This window comes from Nocardia sp. CC227C (assembly GCF_030767025.1).
In the GTDB taxonomy this organism is placed as follows: domain Bacteria; phylum Actinomycetota; class Actinomycetes; order Mycobacteriales; family Mycobacteriaceae; genus Nocardia.
Genome location: NZ_JASITE010000004.1, coordinates 19,944 through 41,169, shown reverse-complemented (window position 1 = coordinate 41,169; position 21,226 = coordinate 19,944). Strand labels below are relative to the sequence as shown.

The 21,226-nt window shown below is 71.4% G+C and carries 18 protein-coding genes; 9 read left to right on the top strand and 9 right to left on the bottom strand.

Going from position 1 to position 21,226, the window contains the following annotated elements; all coding sequences use genetic code 11:
• Positions 1-189: 189 nt before the first annotated feature.
• From QMO76_RS08700 to QMO76_RS08685, 4 genes are read right to left on the bottom strand one after another with little or no spacing between them, the layout of a single operon-like run.
• Positions 190-1,362, bottom strand: coding sequence for a VWA domain-containing protein (locus tag QMO76_RS08700; protein WP_306360683.1), 1,173 nt, complete (start codon positions 1,360-1,362; stop codon positions 190-192).
• A complete protein-coding gene (locus tag QMO76_RS08695) occupies positions 1,359-3,902 on the bottom strand; it encodes a DUF5682 family protein (RefSeq protein ID WP_306360682.1) in 2,544 nt (847 codons plus the stop codon). Before QMO76_RS08695 ends, QMO76_RS08700 begins: the two co-directional genes overlap by 4 nt.
• On the bottom strand, positions 3,899-4,999 hold the full coding sequence (locus QMO76_RS08690) for an AAA family ATPase (protein ID WP_306360681.1): 1,101 nt from the start codon (positions 4,997-4,999) through the stop codon (positions 3,899-3,901). The genes QMO76_RS08695 and QMO76_RS08690 overlap by 4 nt, the downstream gene beginning before the upstream one ends.
• Positions 4,996-8,073 (bottom strand): DUF5691 domain-containing protein, encoded by a 3,078-nt coding sequence (locus tag QMO76_RS08685; protein WP_306360680.1) that lies wholly within the window; start codon positions 8,071-8,073, stop codon positions 4,996-4,998. Before QMO76_RS08685 ends, QMO76_RS08690 begins: the two co-directional genes overlap by 4 nt.
• A 324-nt stretch (positions 8,074-8,397) precedes the next feature.
• Here QMO76_RS08685 and QMO76_RS08680 point away from each other — a divergent pair, with 324 nt between their 5' ends.
• Positions 8,398-8,685, top strand: a complete 288-nt coding sequence (locus tag QMO76_RS08680) for a SelT/SelW/SelH family protein (protein WP_306360679.1) — start codon at positions 8,398-8,400, stop codon at positions 8,683-8,685.
• Between the two features lie 528 nt (positions 8,686-9,213).
• Here the strand turns inward: QMO76_RS08680 and QMO76_RS08675 are convergent.
• On the bottom strand, positions 9,214-9,435 hold the full coding sequence (locus QMO76_RS08675) for a zinc ribbon domain-containing protein (RefSeq protein WP_306360678.1): 222 nt from the start codon (positions 9,433-9,435) through the stop codon (positions 9,214-9,216).
• Positions 9,436-9,588: 153 nt separating this feature from the next.
• Here QMO76_RS08675 and QMO76_RS08670 point away from each other — a divergent pair, with 153 nt between their 5' ends.
• On the top strand, positions 9,589-11,106 hold the full coding sequence (locus QMO76_RS08670; protein ID WP_306361121.1) for a carboxylesterase/lipase family protein: 1,518 nt from the start codon (positions 9,589-9,591) through the stop codon (positions 11,104-11,106).
• Here the strand turns inward: QMO76_RS08670 and QMO76_RS08665 are convergent.
• The 3 genes from QMO76_RS08665 to QMO76_RS08655 form a co-directional block, all read right to left on the bottom strand.
• The gene (locus QMO76_RS08665; RefSeq protein WP_372341926.1) at positions 11,103-12,398 is read right to left on the bottom strand and encodes a cytochrome P450; all 1,296 of its coding nucleotides are present in this window, start codon (positions 12,396-12,398) and stop codon (positions 11,103-11,105) included. The two genes, QMO76_RS08670 and QMO76_RS08665, sit on opposite strands and share 4 nt — an antisense overlap.
• Positions 12,399-12,529: 131 nt before the next feature.
• On the bottom strand, positions 12,530-13,249 hold the full coding sequence (locus tag QMO76_RS08660) for a TIGR03089 family protein (protein WP_306360676.1): 720 nt from the start codon (positions 13,247-13,249) through the stop codon (positions 12,530-12,532).
• Positions 13,237-14,739, bottom strand: a complete 1,503-nt coding sequence (locus QMO76_RS08655) for an LCP family protein (protein ID WP_372341925.1) — start codon at positions 14,737-14,739, stop codon at positions 13,237-13,239. The genes QMO76_RS08660 and QMO76_RS08655 overlap by 13 nt, the downstream gene beginning before the upstream one ends.
• A gap of 251 nt (positions 14,740-14,990) precedes the next feature.
• On the opposite strand from QMO76_RS08655, the gene rfbD reads away from it, so the two are divergent.
• The 4 genes from rfbD (at position 14,991) to QMO76_RS35315 (ending at position 18,350) form a co-directional block, all read left to right on the top strand.
• Positions 14,991-15,857, top strand: a complete 867-nt coding sequence (gene rfbD, locus QMO76_RS08650; protein WP_306360675.1) for a dTDP-4-dehydrorhamnose reductase — start codon at positions 14,991-14,993, stop codon at positions 15,855-15,857.
• An 11-nt stretch (positions 15,858-15,868) separates the two neighbouring features.
• Positions 15,869-16,771, top strand: a complete 903-nt coding sequence (locus QMO76_RS08645; protein ID WP_306360674.1) for a glycosyltransferase family 2 protein — start codon at positions 15,869-15,871, stop codon at positions 16,769-16,771.
• A gap of 101 nt (positions 16,772-16,872) precedes the next feature.
• Positions 16,873-17,946: an NDP-sugar synthase gene (locus QMO76_RS08640; RefSeq protein WP_306360673.1), complete on the top strand. Its 1,074-nt coding sequence runs from the start codon at positions 16,873-16,875 to the stop codon at positions 17,944-17,946.
• A 20-nt stretch (positions 17,947-17,966) separates the two neighbouring features.
• A complete protein-coding gene (locus QMO76_RS35315; RefSeq protein ID WP_372341924.1) occupies positions 17,967-18,350 on the top strand; it encodes a zinc ribbon domain-containing protein in 384 nt (127 codons plus the stop codon).
• Positions 18,351-18,413: 63 nt separating this feature from the next.
• Here the strand turns inward: QMO76_RS35315 and QMO76_RS08635 are convergent, their stop codons facing one another.
• Positions 18,414-18,629 carry a DUF4287 domain-containing protein gene (locus QMO76_RS08635; RefSeq protein WP_306360672.1) on the bottom strand — a complete coding sequence of 72 codons (216 nt, stop codon included), beginning with the start codon at positions 18,627-18,629 and terminating at the stop codon, positions 18,414-18,416.
• Positions 18,630-18,869: 240 nt separating this feature from the next.
• On the opposite strand from QMO76_RS08635, the gene QMO76_RS08630 reads away from it, so the two are divergent.
• The 3 genes from QMO76_RS08630 (at position 18,870) to QMO76_RS08620 (ending at position 21,225) form a co-directional block, all read left to right on the top strand.
• The gene (locus QMO76_RS08630; protein ID WP_306360671.1) at positions 18,870-20,369 is read left to right on the top strand and encodes an NAD(P)/FAD-dependent oxidoreductase; all 1,500 of its coding nucleotides are present in this window, start codon (positions 18,870-18,872) and stop codon (positions 20,367-20,369) included.
• A 240-nt stretch (positions 20,370-20,609) separates the two neighbouring features.
• Complete coding sequence (locus tag QMO76_RS08625) at positions 20,610-20,855, top strand: type II toxin-antitoxin system Phd/YefM family antitoxin (protein ID WP_306360670.1); 246 nt, start codon at positions 20,610-20,612, stop codon at positions 20,853-20,855.
• On the top strand, positions 20,827-21,225 hold the full coding sequence (locus QMO76_RS08620) for a type II toxin-antitoxin system VapC family toxin (protein ID WP_306360669.1): 399 nt from the start codon (positions 20,827-20,829) through the stop codon (positions 21,223-21,225). Before QMO76_RS08625 ends, QMO76_RS08620 begins: the two co-directional genes overlap by 29 nt.
• The last annotated feature ends 1 nt before the right edge of the window (position 21,226 follow it).

The following is a 21,226-nucleotide window of genomic DNA, read 5'->3' as shown; positions in this document are numbered from 1 at the left end:
TGCCCCGATTCCGAGCTCACTGCCAATATGTTGCCTGAACTGGGCGTATTCATTGTGCGACCGGAATCCGGCGATCCGGCCGGGCCGCCGGGCGCAGTCCGCCTGTAGCCGGGGCCGCGGCCCGCCCCGCGTGGGCCGGGATGCGGCCCGTCGCGTGTCGGTCGGCATCCCGGCCCGCCCCCGCCCGGGTCAGGACGAGGCCCGCCCGGCGTTCTGCTCGGCCCACCGCCGCACATCACCCCGGTCCAGGGCCACCGCCAGCAGATCCGGGAAGCGGTCGGGGGTGCAGGCGAAGGCGGGGACGCCGAGGGCGTCCAGGGCGGCGGCGTTCTCGCGGTCGTAGGCGGGCGCGCCGTCGTCGGACAGCGCCAGCAGCACCACCACCTGCACGCCCGCCTCGGTCATGGCGCGCACGCGCCGCAGCATGTCGGCGCGGACACCGCCTTCGTACAGATCGGAGATGAGGACGAACAGGGAGTCGGCGGGGCGGGTGATCAACCCCTGTGCGTAGGCGAGGGCGCGATTGATGTCGGTGCCGCCGCCGAGTTGGGTGCCGAACAGCACGTCCACCGGATCGGCGAGCTGATCGGTCAGATCCACGACGGCGGTGTCGAACACGATCAACGAGGTGCGCAGCGACCGCATGGAGGCCAGCACCGCCCCGAACACCGACGCGTACACCACGCTCGACGCCATGGAACCGGATTGGTCGATGGCCAGCACCACATCGCGCCGCACCGCCTGCGCCTTGCGGCCGTAGCCGACCAGCCGCTCCGGGACGACGGTGCGGTACTCGGGCAGATAGGTGGCGAGATTGCGGCGAATGGTGCGGTCCCAGTCGATATCCCGCGGTTTCGGCCGCGCTACCCGCGCCGCCCGGTTCAGCGCCCCGCCCACCGCCGCGACGGTCCGTGCGGCGACGCGCCGCTCGATCTCGCGCACCACCCGCTCGACCACCATGCGTGCGGTGGCCCTGGTGGTCTCCGGCATCACCTTGTTCAGGCCGAGTAGGGTGCCGACCAGATGCACATCCGGCTCGACCGCCTCCAATAGTTCCGGCTCCAACAGCAATTCGGTGAGATTCAGCCGCCGCACCGCGTCTCGCTGCATCACCTCGACCACCGTGGACGGGAAGTACGAGCGGATATCACCCAGCCAGCGCGCCACATTCGGCGCCGATCCGCCCAGCCCGCCGGAGCGCCGCCCGCCCTGCCCCGTGCGGGCGTCGGAGTCGTACAGCGCCGACAGCGCCCGGTCCATGGCGGCGTCCTCCGCGCTGTCCAGCCCGCCCAGCCCGGCCTCGGCCGCGCCGCCGAGCACCAATCGCCAACGCCGCGCGTGAGTTTCGTCCAACTCGCTCATCGGAGCGCCTCCAGGATCTCGCGGGTGGCCCGCAGCGCGATCGTCCCCCGCTCGACGTCGAGGTTCGCGGTCGCACCGGAGGCGGGGGCCGCCGTACCGTGCCGGATCGCCGCGGCGATGGACTGTCGTTCACCGCTGTCGAAGTCGCCGAAGGTGCGGCGCAGCAGCGGCAGGACGGCGACGAAATCCGGTTCCGTCAGCCCGGCCAGCCAGGAATCTATGAGCGCCAGCAGGTTTCGGTCGTGCACGAGCAGCAGGCCGCGGCCGCCGAGGAAGCCGTCGATCCAGGCGGCCTTGTCGGCGGCGGTGCGGCCCACCGAGAGCGCGGCGGAGAGCCGCCGGGCCGACTCGGCGGCGTCGACGACTTCGGCGTCGCGGAGCAACCGCACGGCGCGGCCGACCAGGCCGCCGTGCACGTCGTCGCGGTCGGCCAGCCCGCGCAGGGCGGTGAGCCAGGCGTTCGTGGCCCAGGCGTCGGCGCGGGTGGCCAGCGCCAGGTGCACGGCATCGAGGCGGGCGCGCAGCTCGGCCGCCGCGTCGGCGTCCAGGCCGGTGACCGCGCTCGGCAGGCCCGCGCACACCCGGACCAGCAGCCCGTCCGCGACCCGGGCCAGCGCGGCGGTATCGGTGCCGCGCACATCGCCGTAGCGCAGGGTGCGCAGCAGCTCGGGCAGCGCGGCCAGCTGATGGGTGATGTCGTGGTCCAGCGCCGCCACCGACTCCAGCCGGATGATCAGCCCGTCGACGGCATCGCCCAGGGCGGCCAGCAGGGCGGCGTCGAGGGCGGCGGCCACCTCCGGCAGCCCGGTATCGGGTGCCCGCACGCGGTCGAGGATCCGCGCCGTGGCGGCCGTCGCCAGGGTGGTGCCCCAGCGCGACGCCTCCACCACCGCCATCACCAGCTCGGGCCGCCACCGCAGCGTCCAGGTCTCGCGGAAGGTGCCGGTGCCGCGCACCTCGTCGGCGGTACGCCGCCCCCAGTCGATGCCGAGCAACTCCAGGCGGTGCAGCAGTTGGGATTTCGCCATATCGCGCTCGGTGCGCAGATCCAGGTCGAGGGTGCGTTCCCGGGCTTCCTGCCGCAGCCGCAGGGTTCTGATCCGCGCCCGCAGGTCCGCCTCCAAGGGGACGGTGGGCGTGTCCTCGGGCACGGTCCCCAGCGCCTCACCGATCACCAGCTCCCGGGTGACCAGATCCAGCATGGTCTCGTCACCGTCGCACAGCACCGACCGGGTGGCCTCGGTGACCTCGGACAATCCGGCCAGCGGCCGGCCGCGCAGGGTGGCGAGGGTCTCGGCGAGCCGGACGGCCTCGATGATGTGCGCACTCGACACCGGCAGGTCGTGCCGCCGCAGCATCCCCGCCACCTTGGTCAGCCAGCGCGCGATCGGCTGCTCGGTCTCGGCGAACAGGTGCCGGTACCAGCCCGGCGAGGTGATGCCCGCCCCGTACCCGGACGAAGTCGACAGCCGCGAATGCGTCCACGGCACCCAGGTGAGTGTGGTCTTCACTTTCGGCATGCCCTTCAGCAGTCGCGCGTCCGCGGCCGCCGGAGGGAGCTTCCCGCTCAGTGCGGGCGCGTGCCAGGCGCCGCACACCACGGCCAGCCGCCGCGCGCCGTCCTTCAGCGCCTTGCGCATGACCTGCCGCATCTGCGCCTCCCGGCGCAAGGTGTGCGCATCGACCACGATGTCGACCGCGTCCGGCCGCGCCGCGACCGCGTCGGCCCCAGCGCTTCCCCACATCTCGCTCGCACCGTCCGCCGTATCCCTCGGAGAGGTCTGTCCCGGATCGCGCGCGTCGATGGCGGCATGCGGCATCGCACCGGGTTGGTGCGCCGTCGTCGTGGCGTCGGCGTCGGCGGGGGCTCCGCCTCGCGCGCGGCGGTCGTCGGCGCTGTCGCGGGCCGCGTCGTCGGCGGTGACGCTGTCGCGGGTAGCGGCGTCGACAGCGGGCGGGTCAGCGGCTTCGTCGGGCGCGGAGTCGTTCGCAGGCACCGCCGCCTCGCGCAGCGCCGCCATTGCCTCGTGCACGGCGTCGAAGATGTCGGCGTCCGAACCGGATTCGACAATGGCGTCCCACCAGCGCTCGGCATCGTCGTAGCCGCCGACGGTGGCCAGCAGGCTCAGCGGGTCGGTGCGGTCGCCGGGTTCCCCGGCAGCCGCGAGCGCGTTGGCCGCGGGCAGGTCGCAGAAACCCACCCGCACACCGTGTTCCACCCCGTAGCGCAGCGCCTGCCACTCCGGGGAGAACTCGGCGTAGGGCCAGAATGCCGCCGTGGACGGCTCATCCGGCCGATAGGCGAGCAACGCCACCGGTGGCGTCATATCCGCGGCGGCCACATAGCGGACCAGATCGTCGGCGTCGGCGGGGCCCTCGATGAGAATCGCGTCGGGGCGGAACCGCTCCAGCGCCAGCCGCAGCGCACGCGCGGAGCCGGGCCCGTGGTGGCGGATGCCGAAGATCCGGGTCCGCGGTGGCGCATCGCCGTCCGGCGTCCGCGTATCGCCGTCCGGCGGCCTAGCGGCGGGAGCGCTCATGTGTGCACCTCGCGGCAGGCGCGGTAGAAGTCGGCCCAGTCCTGGCGCCGACGCACCACGGCTTCCAGATATTCGGTCCACACCACGGTGTCGGCGACCGGATCCTTGATGATCGCGCCCAGCACCGCACCCGCCACATCCCCGGCGCGCAGCACGCCGTCACCGAAGTGCGCGGCCAGCGCCAGCCCATTGGTGATCACCGAGATGGCCTCGGCGGTGGACAGCGTGCCGGACGGCGACTTGAGTCTGGTGCGCCCGTCCACCGTCATCCCCGAACGCAGCTCCCGGAAGACCCGCACCACCCGCCGGATCTCCTCCGCGGCGGCGGGCACGGTGGGCAATTCCAGTGCGGCGCCGAGTTCTTCGACCCGCTTGGTGACGATCGCGACCTCGTCGTCCTCTCCGGCGGGCAGCGGCAGTACCACGGTATTGAAGCGTCGCCGCAGTGCCGAGGACAGCTCGTTGACGCCGCGGTCGCGGTCGTTGGCCGTCGCGATCACATTGAAACCCTTGGCCGCCTGCACCTCCGTGCCGAGTTCCGGCACCGGCAGCGTCTTCTCCGACAGCACGGTGATCAGCGCGTCCTGCACATCCGAGGGAATACGGGTGAGTTCCTCGATCCGGGCGATGGACCCGGCCCGCATGGCCGTCAGCACCGGCGACGGCACCAGCGCCGCCGCGCTCGGTCCCTCCGCCAGCAGGCGGGCGTAGTTCCAGCCGTAGCGGACCGCCTCCTCCGTCGTCCCCGACGTGCCCTGCACCAGCAGGGTGGACGCACCCGAGATGGCGGCTGAGAGATGTTCCGACACCCAGGTTTTGGCGGTGCCCGGCACACCCAGCAGCAACAGTGCGCGATCGGTGGCCAGGGTGGCGACCGCGACCTCCATGAGACGCCGCGGCCCCACGTACTTGGGGGTGATGACGGTGCCGTCGGCCAGCGGGCCGCCGAGCAGATAGGTGACCACCGCCCACGGCGACAGCCGCCAGGACGGTGGACGCGGGCGGTCGTCGGCGGCGGCCAGAACGGCCAGTTCGTCGGCGTAGGTCTGTTCGGCGTGCGGGCGCAGCAGGGCGTCCCGGTCCGCGGTGCTGGTCACTGCAACTCCTCGAGCATGATCCGACGTTCCACGAGATCCGCGGCGAGCTGATCGAATGCCTGCTCCCAGTACGGTTCTCCGCAGCGTCGGGCGGTGGTGGCGACGGCGGGCGCGGCCGTCACCGGGAAGTGGGTGGCGGCCGCCCGGAACAGCGTCCGGTATGCCCCCGGCACCAGACTGGGCGCGCCGGGGCGGTCCGCGCTCAGCCGCGCCCGCTCCAGGAGCAGGCGCAGCACGTGCTCGGCCACCGGTGCCGGCCAGGGATGCGGTAGCGCCCGCAGCAGCGATTCGATCTCGGCCAGCCAGCTGCTGTCCAGGCGGCGCAGGTGCCGCACCTGATCGTCGAGCGGCTGCACGGCGAACAGTTCACGCAGCTTCTCCATATCCGGATCGCCAGCCACCGGCGCCTCGGCCATGATCGCGAACAGCGCCCGCGCCCAGGCCGGATCACGTTGTGCCAGGGCGGCGTCGGCCCAACCGTGCAGCATCGGGCCGCGCAGCCCCTCCGCCATCGGCGTCCGCACCGCTTCCTCGGGCGGACCCAGCAGCGGTTCCCAGTGTCGCAGCGGCGTCGCGGCCACCACTCGGTGCAGCCATTCGGCGGCCAGATCCGGTGCGCCGTCGGCGCGGTAGGCGGTGAGGGGGAAGGGATCCCCGACGCCGTCGCGGCGGGCGGCGTCATCGAGCACACCCGGGCCGGTGGTGGTCAGGCGCGGTCCGTCCGGGTGCGCGCCGACGGTGAGCCATGCGCTCGCGCGCCGCTCCATGCGCCGGGCGAAAGCCGAATCCGGTAGGCGGGTCAGTAGATCCGCGGCCAGCCTGCGCACCTCGGCGCGGCGATCGTCCAGCCCGGATTCCAGCAGCGGTGCGTCGGCCGCGGACAGGCCGTCGGCCAGCACCGCCAGCAGCTCCACCATGCCCGGTCCGGATTCGGTGGGCCATGAGTTCGCGAGGGCGGTGCGAGCCGCGTCGGCATCGGTGCGGCGCAGCCGCGCCAGCCAGGCCCGGCGCTCCGCCGGCCGGCCGTGCGACCACACCGAATCGTCGTCCGCGGCGGCGCGGACCAGACCGCGCCAGCCGGGATGCCGCGCCGCCAGCCAGCGGCCGCGCGCACCGGCCAGGCGCAGCAGCGATTCCCGGTGGACGGCAACCGATTTTGCGCGCTCCAGCAGGCGGCTGCACATGGTGTCCGGGGCGCGGTAGTCGAACGGTTCGGCCGCCGCGAACCACTCCGCCAGGAAGGACGAGGTGCCGGTCAGCAGGGCTCCCAGCCGCGCCGCGGCGGCGGGCGGCAGCGGTGGACGCGGGTCTTCCTCGGCGGTATCGGACTTCTCCGCCGCACTCGGTGACACCGCTCCACGCAGGAAACAGTCTTGCAGGGCAACGGCTTCGAGCAGCGCGACGGCCGGATCGTCGCCGGATCGGGCCGCCGCCGCGACGAATGCCGGAAGCGCGGCGGTATCGGCGGCGCGCCGGGCGGTGCCGACCAGTGCCGTGGAGACGAGTTCCGCGATGCCCGGCTCGGCGGCGGCCGCGGTGCCGGGACGGCCACCCAGGGCACTCGCCGTCGGCGGCGTGGCGACCGAGACACCGTCCGCCGCCACCGCGTCCACAACCGCCCCCGCCGCGTGGACGGCGAGCGGCACCAGCCCGTCGGTGGTCCACTCGCCCACCACGGTCACCGGATGGCCGCCGGATACGCCGAGCATGCGCCACGGTTCGCCGTCCTCCACTGTGATCGGAAGCGAATCCCCCACGGCTTCGACCACATACCAACCACTTTCGGTCCGCACCGGCACCACGTCGACCAGCAGCATCGGCCACGAGCGCAGAAACGGATCCGCCCCCACCGCCACGGCGTGCTCACCCAACGCGTCGGCAATACCGAGCCCGGTCGACGCGATGGGGTCCGACAGCCCGGTGGTCCCGGTGGATTCCGCGAGCGAGGCGGCGGTGCCGGATCGCGGTGCGGCGGCAGTTGCGTGTCCGGCCGGGCCGGTCGGTGTGGCGAGGGAGCGATGTTCGCTCGCGGCCGCCGGTGCTGCCGCCGGGGTTTCGGGTCCGGCCGTCGCCGCGGTGCTGTCGAGCCCGGATGCTGTGGTGGCCGATGGCGTGGCGCACGTGCCGGGTTCGGCCGACGCGGCGACGCCGTGTGGGGCCGCCGTGGCGGCGGATGCACCCGTGGCGGCGGTGCCGTGGCCGGTTGCCGCGGTGGTGTCGGGTGCGGCATCGGTGGCGGTCGAGGATGGTGCCGTGGTGTCGGACCCGATCGCTGTGGCGGCGTCGCCGAGGTCGGCTGTTTCGGCGGTGGGTTCGGACGGTGTCGTCGGGGCGCTGTCGAACTCGGGTGCGGTGCTCGGAGCGCGGTCCGCGCCCGCCGTGGGGGTGCGGGACGGATCGCCGGTGGTGTCGGGTTCGGCGGGGCCGTGGCGCTCGCCCCAGATCGCGCGCAGCGGTGCCGCGGCGGGGTAGTAGTGCAGGTCCGCGTCGATGCGGAAGCCGGGCGCGGGGGTGCCCTGGGGGAAGGTGGGACTGCCGAAGTGGTGGTCGAGCAACAGTGCCCAGCGTCCGGTCGTGGTGCCGCGCAACCAGATTCGGCGGGAGTACAGGCCGTCCTCGACCGTGGTGCGGATGGCGAGCACCAGCCAGGTGTCGCGCACCGCGGGTTGTTCGCGCACCGAATCCACGGACGTGGGGTAGCCGATATGGGTGCGCACGCTGGCGCGCAGGCCGGGGGAGAGGTGATCGAGCCGCTGGTGGGCGGCGACCAGCAGGTGCAGACGGCCGAATTCCCGCAACAGCCGCTGCGGCCAATCGGCCCGCGCTCCGACGCGCCCGAGGTCACGCAGCGCCCGCGCCACCCCGGGTGCCTGCGCGTCGACCATCCGCGCCGCCACCGCCTCGAATGTCCGCGGTGATCGATCCACCTGCGCCAGACCGGTCCGAACCTGATCGGCCAGCCATCTGTCCAGATCCGCCAGCCCCGCGCTCACCCGCGCGCGCCGCTTGTCCGACCGCTGCCCGGCCACCGCCGACGGATCGCCGGATACCGTCGCGGTCTCTCGCGTAGGCATCGTTCCCCCTTCCTCGTTGTCCGGATTTCTATCGCAGACCACCGACAAGTACGGCTGTTCCGGGCGGACAGCGCCAGCATCGGAACACGGGTGCCCACCGATCGGAACGCGCGCGCCCGCCGCCGGATTCGCTCCGGACGGCTCGCGATCCCGGAGGCGGATGCGGTCCGGCGTGATCCGCACCCACGCACCGCGCCCCGGACTCGAGTCGCACCGCGCTCCGGACCGGCGTCGCACCGCGCTCCGGACCGGCGTCGCACCGCGCTCGGACCGGCGTCGCACCGCGCCCCGGACCCGTCGCACCGGCGCGGTAGGGTGCGCATCATGCCTCGCGTCGCGATCGAGTACTGCACGCAATGCCGCTGGCTGCTGCGCGCCGGCTGGATGGCGCAGGAACTGCTGAGCACCTTCGCCACCGACCTTTCCGAGGTGGCGCTCGTCCCCGGCGAGGGCGGCATCTTCCGCATCAGCGTCGACGGCGATCAGATCTGGGAGCGCAAGGCCGACGGCGGCTTTCCCGATATAGCCGTGCTCAAACAGCGCGTCCGCGACAAGGTGGCCCCCGGCCGCTCCCTCGGTCACACCGACAAACGCCAGGAGAGCCCGGACTGACGCGCGCCCGTCACTCCCGAGCCCGACGCGGTCGCCCCGAATCAGCCGCGTCGTGAGCCGGGCGCGTTCGGGCCTGCCGCCGCGTATGGACCCCGATCGGCCGAGCCGTTCTCGGTCCGGCCATGAGCCGACTGCCGTCGCCGCAGCCGCGGTGCCGCACGGGCGTTCGGACCGCGGGCGAGTCATCCGTGGTCACCCACCCCGGCGGATCGTGGGGTCACCCGGACCGGCGGATCGTGGGGTCACCCGGACCGGCGGGCCATGGGGTCACCCGGACCGGCGGGCCATGGGGTCACCCGGACCGGCGGATCGTGGGGTCACCCGGACCGGCGGGCCATGGGGTCACCCGGACCGGCGGATCATGGGGTCACCCGGACCGCTGCCGGGCCATGCGATCAGCGGCCCGGCCGTACGCAGGGGTGCGATCACCCCGGCGTCAGCGTGCGGACCGTGGGCAACAGCGGACACCGTCGCCGCCGTCGGGGGAAACGACGACGCGCGATCGCGACAGCCCGGACTGTCGTGGCCTCAGCCGCAGCAGCCGCCGCCACAGCAGCCGCCGGCCGGGGCCGCGGGGGCGGCGGGGGCCGGGCTGCCGCCCCCGCGGGTGACCGCCGCGAAGGTGGTCAGCAGTTTCACGGTGTCCTCGTGCCCGTGCGGGCAGGTGGCCGGTGCGGACGCCTCGGCCATGGGACGCGTCAGTTCGAAGGTGTCGCCGCAGCCGCGGCAGCGGTACGCATAACTCGGCACGACGTCAGGGTAGACCAACGCCACGCTGGTCGGCGGTGTCGATAGCGCGGTCGTATCAGCCAGTACCCTCGATGACGGAGTACGAGGAGGTCTGGTGTGAGTGCTGCGGAACCCTTCGACGCCCTCGAGGCGGATGTTCTCGCGAACGGCCCGGTGGCCGAGACCGAATACGGGGCGGTGCGCGGCCGCCGCGAGGGCGATGTGCACGTCTGGCGCAGCATCCCCTACGCCGCCGCGCCGGCCGGACCACACCGGTTCGCGCCGCCGCGACCACCCGAGCCCTGGGAGGGCGTGCGCGACTGCCTGGAGTACGGCGAGATCGCCCCGCAAACCCTCGGCGTCATGGTGCCGGTCGATTCCACCCTGCGTATGGGCGAGGACTGCCTGTGGGTGAACGTGTGGGCCCCCGCCGCGCCCGCCGACGAACCCCGCCCGGTCATGGTGTGGCTGCACGGCGGCGCGTACTGCCTGGGCACCGCCGCCCAGGAGATCTACGACGGCCGCAAACTGGTGGAGACCGGCAATGTGATCCTGGTGTCGGTGAACTACCGGATCGGGGTGCTCGGCTTCCTCGACCTGTCCTCGCTGGGGCCGGAGTTCACGCCGAACCTGGGTCTGCGCGACCAGATCGCCGCCCTGGAATGGGTGCGCGACAATATCGCCGCCTTCGGCGGCGATCCGGGCAATGTCACCCTGTTCGGGGAATCCTCGGGCGCGGGCTGTGTGACCGCGCTGCTGACCGCACCTCGCGCGGCGGGCCTGTTCCATCGCGCCATCGCCGAATCACCGCCCGCCACCACGGTTTTCGGCCGGGAGCGGACCGAGGCCGTGGCCCGCCGTTACCTCGAGATCCTGGACCTGCCCCGCGAGCGCGTGCGCGACCTGCTGGAATGTCCGATCGACGTGCTGCTCCCGGCCGCCGGGGTGCTGCTGGACGAGGTGCCGCTCACCGAACCCGGCCGCCTGGCCGCCGCTCCGGTGGTGGACGGTGACATCCTCCCGGCGTATCCCACCGAACGCTTCCGGGACGGACGCTCGCATCGGGTGCCGCTCATCATCGGCACCAACAAGGACGAGGCGTCGCTGTTCCGGTTCTTCCGCTCGCCGATCATGCCGGTCACCCCGGATGCGGTGAACGCCATGCTGCGCAGCGTGGCCGAGGAGCATCCGGGGCTGTCGCACGAGCGGATCGCCGAGATCACCTCCGCCTACCCGGATCTCAGCTCCACGCGCGGGGCGCTGGCCATGTCCACCGACGCCGCGTTCCGGATGCCCGCGCACTGGGTGGCCGACGCCCACTCCCGGCATTCGCCCACCTGGATGTATCGCTTCGACTACGCCACCCCCATGCTGCGCGCGGCCCGGGTCGGCGCCGGACACGCCACCGAATTGCCGTACGTCTTCGGAAATTTCGGCTCCTTCAACTACGACCCGACCTTCTGGCTGGGCGGACGAAAAGTGGCGCAGGAGGTTTCGGGCCGCATCATGCGGCGCTGGCTGGCCTTCGCCGAACACGGGGTGCCCGCGGCGCTGGACGGGTCCAAACACTGGCCGCCCTACCACGAGAACACCCGCACCACCCTGGTCATCGACACCAACGACCGGGTGGTGGACGACCCCGACCGCGACCGGAACGCGGTGTGGGGCAGCGAGGCCGTGGGCTTCTACTAGACCGGCGCGTGCGCTCGATTGCCGAGCGCCACCGGCATGCGCTGATATCCGTGCAGCGTGAACAGCTGTCGCAATTCGGGTTCGCCCGCCAGCGACAGCTCCGGGAACTCCTCGAAGAGGGTGCGCAACGCGTGCGTGGCCTCCATCCGCGCCAGCGCGGCCCCCAGGCAGGTGTGGATGCCGCTCGAAAAGGTCAGGTGCTCACGGGCGTTCGAGCGGGTGATATCGAAGCGGTTGGGGTCGGTGAACATTCCCGGATCCCGATTGGCCCCCGCCAGCGAGAGCACCACCACCGCGCCCCGCCGCAGCCGGACGCCGTCGAGTTCCACATCGCACAGCGCCTGCCGGGCGGTCGTGCGCACCGGCGGATCGAACCGCAGCACCTCCTCCACCGCACCGGCCCACAGGTCCGGTTCCGCGCGCAGCCGCGCCAGCTGCTCCGGATGCGCAAGCAACTGCACCACCGCGTTGCCGATGAGGTTGACGGTGGTTTCGAAGCCCGCGCCCATGAGCAGGGTGGCGGTGGCCTTCAGTTCGCGTTCGTCGAGGTGTCCGGCGGTGACCAGGCTGCTGAGGATGTCCTCGCCCGGCTCCCGGCGCAGCCGCGCGATATGTCCGTCGAGGTAGCGGTCCATCTGCGCGATGGCGCCCGCCGCGCCGCGCCAGCTGCGCCAGGTCAACCCCAGATCGAGCATGGGCGTGGTGCGGTCGCCCCACTCCAGGAACTCCGCGCGCATGTCGTCCGGGAAGCCGAGCATCTCGGAGATGATGGCGATCGGCACCTGCGCGGCGAAGGCGGAGACCAGGTCGGTCGATTCGTTCGCCGGGAGCGCGTCGATCAGTTCCGCGGTGACCGACTCCACCCGATCCCGGAGGCGGCCGATGGCGCGCGGGGTGAAGGCCGCGGACACCGATTTGCGGATGCGGGTGTGATCGGGCGGGTCGATGGTGAGCATGGACGGCGGCTCCACCGGATTGGCGGGCAGCGCGGCCTTGCGCACCAGGGCGCGCACCGGTGCGGGGGTGTTCACATTGTCGATAACGAAGACGCCGAAGCGGTTGTCGCGCAGCATGCTTCGGTTGATCTCGTAGTCGGTGGTGATCCACGCGTACGGGGTTCGCACCAGCCGCCCCCGCGCCCGCAACTCCTCGATGAGCGGATACGGGTCGCGCTGCGATTCCGGCTCGGTGTGCAACTTGCCGAACGGGTCGCCGCGGCGGGCCTGCCAGCGCATCACCCAGCGGTGCGCACCCTGCTCCACCATCCATCGAATCCAGTACCGAGGCATCATCGCCGCTGACTCCCGTCGTCGTCGGATGCCTAGACGGTACGGAAACCGGTGTGTCCGGCGAAACGTTCCACGGCGGGAACCGCACGTCCTACCGTGGTATGAGTGCGTACCGCGGCGCGCGCGGGCGTCGATCAGTCGCCGCGGCGCGCGGTGACCCGCTCGCTGGCCGCCCGCCGCTCCTGCGCCGCCGGATCCGGATGCGCCACCTGCACCAGCGACGCACCTGCCGCCAGCACCGCCACCAGGCCGTCGATCAGCTCGGTCGGCGTCTCCCACGGCGTGGTCGACAGCACCCGGTCCTCGGCCGTGAAGCCTTGCCGCGCGGCGGATTTGCGGGCCTCGTCCAGGACCGCGCCCGCGGTCATGCCGTCCAGCGCCGCACCGACGCCGCCGGGCAGGAACTGATCGCCGTGCACGCGCACCGAGGTGGCGTAGTCGGTGACGCCGACCGGCAGATCCCGCACCGGCATGCCCATCGGATCCAGCGACAGCGCGGCCACCTCGGCGATGCCGTCGGCCTCGTCGACGCGGTCGGCGGTCACCAGCGCCAGCTCGGCGTCCGGGTCGGCGCGCAGCACCACCTCGGTGCCCGCCCACCAGCAGCCCAGCAGCACCGCGGCGGTCTGCCAGTGCGCGGGCAGCAGCACGGCCACCCGCGCGCCGGGAGTGAGCCCGAATTCGTCGCGGATCATATTGGCGGTCTTGGCCGCCCAGTTGGCGAGGGTGAGCGCGGACAGTTCGATACGCGCGCCGGTGGCGTCGTCGTAGTAGGTGATGCGGGGGCCCGCGGGGTCGCGGGCGAGGATCGGGTCGAGCACCGCTTCGGTGAGGGTCTCGGTCAGTTCACGCATTTCGGTCCGTTCTGCCCGGCGTCGATGGGTGGGGCGGGCGGCACCGGGGTGGGGGTGGTCGACATTCCGGTGAAGTCGACGCCGCCGTCCGCCGACGAGCCCGGACCAGAGTAGTCACCCGCCAGCAGCACACGCACCGCCCCCGCCGCCAGGCCCGCCTCGCTCATGACCGGCAGGCCGCCCAGGGCCTCGGCGACGGCGCGCGCCCCGGGATCGCCGGCGCTGCTCGCCAGCACCCGGCTGCTCTGGACGGGGCCGCCGATCCAGTTGTCCACGGTGCCGGTGCCGAACCCCTTGCCCGCCAGCGCCTGTGACACCTGACCGGCCAGGCCTCCGATGGAGCTGGCGTTGTACACATCGGCGGTGACGGTGGACGGGTCGACGCCGTCCTTCTTCTCCTCCGGCTTCTCCTCGCCGACCATGGCGGCCACGTACTTCTGGACGGCCTCCGGATCGACCTTCACCACCGAGACGCCGTCGTCGGTGAGGCCGTTGAGGTCTTCGACCGGAATGGTCTCGAATTTCACCTGGCCGCCGGAGAGATCCTGGAGCTGGCCGAGGAAGTCCAGCACGTTCCAGCCGTCGTCGAGCACCACGGTGCGCCCTACGGCGTCGCTGAGCTGTTGCAGGCGGCCCGGATTGGTGAGCGTCTTGGCGCTCAGCACCTGATTCACCAACTGCGCCATGTACACCTGCTGGCGCACGATCCGATCCAGGTCGCCCCGGGGTAGTCCGTGCCGCTGCCGCACGAAGCTCAGCGCCTGCGCACCGTCGAGCCGCTGCTCGCCGGCGGGGAAGTCGGCGCCCGAATACGGTTCGTAGACGGCGTCGTTCAGACATACCTCGACACCGCCCACGGCATCGGTGAGCAGGACGAAACCGAGCAGACCCACCTCGGCGTAGTGGTCAACGGTGATGCCGGTCAGGTTGGCGACCGATTTGATCAGCGCCTGCCGCCCGGCCTCGGTGGACTTCGCATCGGCCGCGGTCGAGTCCACACCCTTGTCGAGCAGCTTCTGCTGTTCGGTGAACTTGGTGGTGCCGAAGGCCGAATTGATCTTGCCCCGGCCCTGGCCCGGAATGTCCACGTACGAGTCGCGCGGGATGGAGATGGCCGTCGCGGAACGTCCGTCGTTGGGCACCCGGATGAGCACGATGGTGTCGGTATTGAGGCCCTCCTCGTCACCGGCGTGCAGCAGGGCCCGCTCGGTGTCGGTGAGCGGATTGCCGTGCGCGTCGGTGCGGCTGTCGATGCCGACCATGAGGATGTCCACCGCGCCGTCGCGGCCTCCGCCCAGCCCGAGATTGCCGATGCGCTCGATGCTCGACACCAACCCGTCCACCTGATGCCAGCCCAGACCGGTCACGACCAGCACCGCCACCGCGGCGGCGGCGGACAGCGCGCGCAGCGCACCGAGCCGCCCGGCCCGCGTCCGCGCGGCCGGTCGTCGCGATGGCAGCGGCGTCGATACCCTCGTGCGTTCCGGCAATCCCCGTATCCTTTCCCGACCGTGCCCACTGCCCGGCCCGGACAGCGTCCCGGTCGGTATCCGTGGAACTACCCCCTGAGTGCAGGCTAGACGCGCGACGGAGCGGGACGGTGGAAGCCGCTACCCGTGCGTTGCGTGCCGCGCGGCCGGCGCTGTCCGGCGGCTATGGCGACCGCGCGCCGGGACCGCCGTCGTTCCGGCAGGTCGCACCGGTGGCCGCCCGGCCGGCGCGACGTGCCAGACTGGCCGGCGTGACTCTCCCCTCCGTGACACCTGTCACCGGGCGGCTGGTGGTGACCGGGGCGCGGGGTCAGCTGGGCCGTGCGCTGCTCGACCTCGCGCCCGACGCCCGCGGCTACACCCACGCCGACCTGGACATCACCGATCTGGACGCGGTGCGCGCCGCGCTGCGGTCCGGCGATGTGGTGATCAACTGCGCCGCCTACACGGCCGTGGACCGGGCCGAAACCGATGTCGACGCGGCCTGCGCCGTCAATGCCCGCGGGCCGATGGCGCTGGCGGTGGCGTGCGGGGAGGTCGGGGCGCGGCTCATCCACGTCTCCACCGACTACGTGTTCCCGGGCACCGGATCGCGACCGTACGAGACCACCGACCCCACCGGGCCGGCCTCGGTGTACGGCAAGTCCAAGCTGGCGGGGGAGCGGGCGGTGGCGGATCTGCTGCCCGACACCGGTCATATCGTGCGCACCGCCTGGGTGTACACCGGGGCGGGCGGCGATTTCGTCGCCACCATGCGCCGTCTGGAGCGGGAACGGGAGACCGTCGACGTGGTGGACGATCAGATAGGTTCGCCCACCTACGCCCCCGATCTCGCGGCGGCGCTCGTCGAACTCGCCGAACATCCCGACGCGCCGCGAATTCTGCACGCCGCCAACGCAGGACAGGCCAGTTGGTTCGATCTGGCGCGAGCGGTGTTCGCCGATATCGGAGCCGATCCGGACCGGGTCCGGCCCTGCTCGACCTCGGCTTTCCCGAGACCCGCTCCCCGCCCGGCATATTCGGTTCTGTCCACGACGTCCTGGACCGCGGCCGGGCTGTCGCCACTGCGCCCCTGGCAGGATGCGCTGAACGACGCGCTCGCCGCCGCTTCCGACTAGGCTGGTCGCCCGTGAGCCCCTCGGATTCAGTCGGACGGCCGACACTGGCCGTCGTCACGGTGACCTACTCGCCCGGTGAGCACCTCGAGCACTTCATCAGCACCCTCGCCACCGCCACCAGCGAGAAGCCCCAGGTCATCCTGGCCGACAACGGATCGAACGACGGCGTGCCGGAACTGGTCGCCGACGCCAACGAAAATGTGCGGCTGCTACGCACCGGCGGCAACATCGGCTACGGCGGCGCCATCAATCGCGCCGTCGCCGAGATCGATCCGGAGATCGAGTTCATCCTCATCGCCAACCCGGATATCCGGTGGGGTACCGATTCCATCGACGAGATGCTGGCCGTCGCCGAACGCTGGCCGCGCGCCGGAGCGCTCGGACCCATGGTGCGCGAGCCCGACGGCAGCGTGTACCCGTCCGCGCGGCGGGTGCCCGGGCTGGCCGACGGTGCGGGCCACGCCATTCTCGGCACGCTGTGGCCGTCCAATCCGTGGACCCTGCGCTACCGGCAGGACAACGAGGAGATATCCGAGCGGGCGGTCGGCTGGCTGTCCGGTTCCTGCCTGCTGGTGCGCCGCGCCGCCTTCGATTCCATCGACGGCTTCGACTCCCGGTACTTCATGTACATGGAGGACGTGGACTTCGGCGACCGCATGGGCAAGGCGGGCTGGCACAATGTATTCGTGCCATCGGCCGAGGTCACGCATGCCAAGGGCCATGCCGCCGGCAAGCACCCCGAGGCCATGCTGCCCGCCCACCACGCCAGCGCCTACCGCTTCCAGGCCGACCGGCATCCACACTGGTGGCAGGCGCCGCTGCGGTGGGCGCTCAAGGCCGGACTTGCGATCCGGTGCAGGCTTGCGGTTCGATCCGCTCTGCGCGAACGCGACCGCGCGGCCGGTACGGACTGAGCGGTCCGCTCAGGCACAATGACCCGGCCGCGCTGTGTGCGCGGCCGGACAGCTCGGCATGCGCCGACGCGACCGAATGACGACCTGAAACAGGGGAGAAGATGTCCAACGGAACGGATGCGGTGATCCTGGTCGGAGGCCAGGGGACGCGCTTGCGTCCGCTGACTCTGTCGGCACCCAAGCCGATGCTGCCCACGGCCGGCCTGCCGTTCCTACAGCATCTGCTGGCCCGCATCGCCGACGCCGGAATCCACCACGTGGTGCTCGGGACCTCCTACAAGGCCGAGGTCTTCGAGGAGCATTTCGGCGACGGATCCGACTTCGGGCTGGAGATCGACTACGTCACCGAGACCGAACCGCTCGGCACCGGCGGCGGCATTCGCAATGTGCTGCCCAAGCTGCGCGCCGACACCGTGATGGTGTTCAACGGTGACGTGCTGGGCGGCACCGACCTGGGCGCGGTACTGGAGACCCACCACACCACCGACGCCGATGTGACCCTGCACCTGGTCCGCGTCGGCGACCCGCGCGCCTTCGGCTGCGTGCCCACCGACGAGTCCGGCCGCGTCACGGCCTTCCTGGAGAAGACCCAGGACCCGCCGACCGACCAGATCAACGCCGGGTGCTACGTCTTCCGCCGCGAGTACATCGAGAAGATCCCCGCCGGACGACCGGTATCGGTGGAGCGCGAGGTGTTCCCGTCCCTGCTCGCCGAGGGCGCGCACATCCAGGGCCACGTGGACACGTCCTACTGGCGCGATATGGGCACCCCCGAGGACTTCGTCCGCGGCTCGGCCGATCTGGTGCGCGGCATCGCCCCCTCCCCGGCCCTGCCCGGCCAGCGCGGCGAATCCCTGGTCCACGCCGGCGCGGGCGTGGCCCCCGGCGCCCTCCTCATCGGCGGCACCGTGGTCGGCCGCGGCGCCGAGGTCGGCGCGGGCGCCCGTCTCGACGGCGCGGTCCTCTTCGACGGAGCCTGCGTCGAGGCCGGGGCCACTGTCGAACGCTCCATCATCGGCTTCGGCGCCCGCATCGGTCCGCGCGCCCTCGTCCGCGACGCCGTCATCGGTGACGGCGCCAATGTCGGCGCCCGCTGCGAACTACTACGCGGTGCGCGCGTCTGGCCCGGCGTCGAACTGCCCGACGGCGGCATCCGCTTCTCCACCGACGTCTGATACCGGCGTCCGGACACCCGATGGCGCATGCCGGGTGGGCCGAGTTCGCGCGCATCCTGCGCTACAAACAGAACTGGCGCGCAGGCACCGTCGCTATCGCTGATCGGTGGTTCCCGTCGAGCAAACGCTGCTCTACCTGCGGCACCGTCAACACTCGCCTCCGTTTGGCCGATCGGGTGTTCACGTGCGTGTGTGGGCTACAGCTGGATCGGGATGTGAACGCGGCGGTCAACCTCGCCCGCTGGCCTGCCATGGTGAAAGACCTATCACGATCCCCGGACCTTCCAGCAGGGGGCCGGGTCACCAAAGCCCGCCGACGGGAAGGCGCTGACCGACACCCCGCAGGTGTCGGTGCAACCGGCCCGGTGGACGCGGGAACTGACACTCAGCCGCTCGCGGTGTGAGTGCCGGACGCCCGAGAAGGGCGCTGTCGAGTAACCCGTCAACCTGGGTTGTTCAACAGGCTGTCAGACCGCCCACTTCTCCGGATTCAGGTGGTACTGAACGATGGCCGTGGCGTGACCGTGGCCCATGCCGTGTTCGCTCTTCAGCCAGTTCACCAGGTCTTTGTGACCGTTGTGACCGGATTCCCGGACGGCGCTCAACCACTCGTCCACGGTGCGGCCGTACTTGGCTTCGATGGCGGGGAAGTAGGACGCGGGTCCGTGGGGCTTGGTGGTCATGAGTGGGCTCCTTCTCGGGGTTCGGAAGGTATGACGGACCGGCGGACGTGGATTAATCGCTGTGCGATGCTTTCGCCCGATTCGCCCTTCCCGCTTTCGTGCGTGGCGCCCGGCGATTCGGATGCACCGCCGGCCAGCGGACCGACTCGATTGATCGATTCCGTCAGATCAGGGTGATCCCGGACAGAATTCACCTTTCGGGCGGACGCTCACCACCGGGCCGGGGCCTAGAGTGTGATCATGGCTGACGCTGTGGTGGTCGGGTCGGGGCCGAACGGGCTGGCGGCGGCCGTGATCCTGGCCCGCGCCGGACTGCATGTCCAGGTGTACGAGGCGGAGGAGACGGTCGGCGGCGGCTGTCGCACCGCCGAACTCACCCTGCCCGGCTTCCGGCACGATGTGTGCGCGGGCGCGCATCCCATGGCGGTCGCCTCGCCCTTCTTCCGCGCCTTCGACCTGCCCGCGCACGGTGTGGAACTGCTTGCGCCGCAGGTGTCCTACGCCCATCCGCTCGACGGCGGGGTGGCGGGCCTGGCGTGGCACGACCTCGAACAGACCGTGGACGGCCTGGGCCGCGACGGCAAGAACTGGCGGCGGCTGTTCGGACCGCTGGTGCGCAAGTGGGAGGACCTGGTCGGCCTGGCCATGTCGGATCTGCGGCATCCACCACTGGATCCGCTGGGACTGCTGCGCCTGGACCCCGGCATCGAACTGCGATTCGCCAAACGCCTGCTGGAACAGGCGAGTCCGCTGTGGAATCTGCGTTTCCGCGAACAGCTCGCCCCCGCCCTGCTGACCGGCGTCGCCGCGCACGCCATCATCCCGCCGCGTGCCGTACCGGCCGCCGGTGTCGCCATGCTGCTGGGCGCTCTCGCTCACGTGGGCGGCTGGCCGGTGCCGCGCGGCGGCTCGCAGGCCATCGTCGACGCCCTCGCCGACGACCTGAAAGCCCATGGCGGACAGATCTTCACCGGCCACCGCGTCGACTCCATCGACGAGTTCGAGGATGTGCGCGCGGTGCTGCTCGACCTGGCCCCGGCCGAACTGCGCCGCATCGCCGAACACCGCCTGCCCGCCCGCTACGACGCCGCGCTGCAACGCTTCCGGTACGGCGGCGCGGCCTGCAAGGTGGACTTCGCGCTCTCCGGACCCGTCCCGTGGCAGGCCGTCGGCTGCGACCGCGCGGGCACCCTGCACCTGGCGGGCAGTCGCGCCGAACTCGTGGCGGCCGAACAGGCGGTGGCGCGCGGCGAGCACGCCGAACGCCCCTACGTGCTGGCCATCCAGCCCGGCGTGGTCGACGAAACCCGTGCTCCCGCAGGAAAATACACGCTCTACACCTACGCGCATGTGCCCAACGGATCCACCCGCGATCTGACCGAGACCGTCATCGCGCAGGTGGAGCGCTTCGCCCCCGGCTTCCGCGACCTGATTCTCGCCTCGCACGTCCGCACCGCCGCCACCATGCCCGCTCACAATGCCAACTATGTCGGCGGCGATATCTCCGCGGGCGCGATGACCCTGCGCCAGACCGTCTTCCGCCCGGTCCCGCGCTGGAATCCGTATCGCACACCGCTTCCCGGCGTCTACCTGTGCTCGTCGGCCACCCCGCCCGGCCCGGGGGTGCACGGCATGAACGGCATGCTCGCCGTGCGGCATGTGCTGCGCCGCGAGTTCGGGCTGCGCACCGACCCGATCGAACTGCTGGAATCCGAACGCCTGCACCGCAAACCGGTGTAATCGAACCCGACGCCGGGTAGTCGATCCGGACGCGGCCGAAGTATCGCGTGCGTCGGGAACCGCCGCTCGCACTCGCACCCCGGCGTCGTCGATGGCCGCCGCAATCCGATCTCGGCAAGACGGGCAGCTTGCTGGACACCGGCAGGCAGTCGGGGCGCGCTACCGAGCGTGCGGGGAGGTTACGCGATTCGTAGCCGTCTCGTAATGGACTGGACTAGACTTAGTCATTACTGTAGGGGTATGGCAGCAGTGAATATCCATGAGGCCAAGACACACCTGTCCAGGCTTCTCGAACGCGTCGCGAAGGGGGAGCGCATAGTGATCTCGAAAGCGGGCAAGCCGATTGCCGACCTGGTGCCACACCGGGCTACGCCCGTGACGTTCGGTGGCTTGAAGGGGCAGCTAGCGTACGACGACAGCGTCTTCGGTATCGATCCAGACATCCAGCGGATGTTCTATGGGGATGATGCCGATGCTCCTGCTTGACAGTCAGACGGTGGTGTGGCTGCTCGATGACAGCCCCCGCCTGGGCGCGCGGGCGCGCGCCACGATCGCGGCTGCCACAGAGGTCTACGTATCGTCCGCGACAATCTGGGAACTGACGATCAAATCCATGCTCGGGAAGCTGACGATTCCCGTCGAGTTCACCGAAGCGGTCACAAGTCAGGGGCTGTCGGTTCTCGATATCACGGGAGCGCACGCGGAAGGCATACGACATTTCCCCGAATTGCTGCGGCACGACCCCTTCGATCGTTTGATCGTTTCGCAGGCGTACTGTGAGCGTCTTCGCTTGCTCACCGCCGACGCCGTGCTGCTCGGCCTGGAACGAGAATTCATCACCGACTCGACCGCGTAGC

Bases quoted from the DNA above. Each gene is read 5' to 3' on its own strand.
- QMO76_RS08700 (WP_306360683.1), bottom strand. From the start codon at position 1,362: ATGAGCGAGTTGGACGAAACTCACGCGCGGCGTTGGCGATTGGTGCTC.
- QMO76_RS08695 (WP_306360682.1), bottom strand. From the start codon at position 3,902: ATGAGCGCTCCCGCCGCTAGGCCGCCGGACGGCGATACGCGGACGCCG.
- QMO76_RS08685 (WP_306360680.1), bottom strand. From the start codon at position 8,073: ATGCCTACGCGAGAGACCGCGACGGTATCCGGCGATCCGTCGGCGGTG.
- QMO76_RS08680 (WP_306360679.1), top strand. From the start codon at position 8,398: ATGCCTCGCGTCGCGATCGAGTACTGCACGCAATGCCGCTGGCTGCTG.
- QMO76_RS08665 (WP_372341926.1), bottom strand. From the start codon at position 12,398: ATGATGCCTCGGTACTGGATTCGATGGATGGTGGAGCAGGGTGCGCAC.
- QMO76_RS08660 (WP_306360676.1), bottom strand. From the start codon at position 13,249: ATGCGTGAACTGACCGAGACCCTCACCGAAGCGGTGCTCGACCCGATC.
- QMO76_RS08640 (WP_306360673.1), top strand. From the start codon at position 16,873: ATGTCCAACGGAACGGATGCGGTGATCCTGGTCGGAGGCCAGGGGACG.
- QMO76_RS35315 (WP_372341924.1), top strand. From the start codon at position 17,967: ATGGCGCATGCCGGGTGGGCCGAGTTCGCGCGCATCCTGCGCTACAAA.
- QMO76_RS08635 (WP_306360672.1), bottom strand. From the start codon at position 18,629: ATGACCACCAAGCCCCACGGACCCGCGTCCTACTTCCCCGCCATCGAA.
- QMO76_RS08630 (WP_306360671.1), top strand. From the start codon at position 18,870: ATGGCTGACGCTGTGGTGGTCGGGTCGGGGCCGAACGGGCTGGCGGCG.
- QMO76_RS08625 (WP_306360670.1), top strand. From the start codon at position 20,610: ATGGCAGCAGTGAATATCCATGAGGCCAAGACACACCTGTCCAGGCTT.
- QMO76_RS08620 (WP_306360669.1), top strand. From the start codon at position 20,827: ATGGGGATGATGCCGATGCTCCTGCTTGACAGTCAGACGGTGGTGTGG.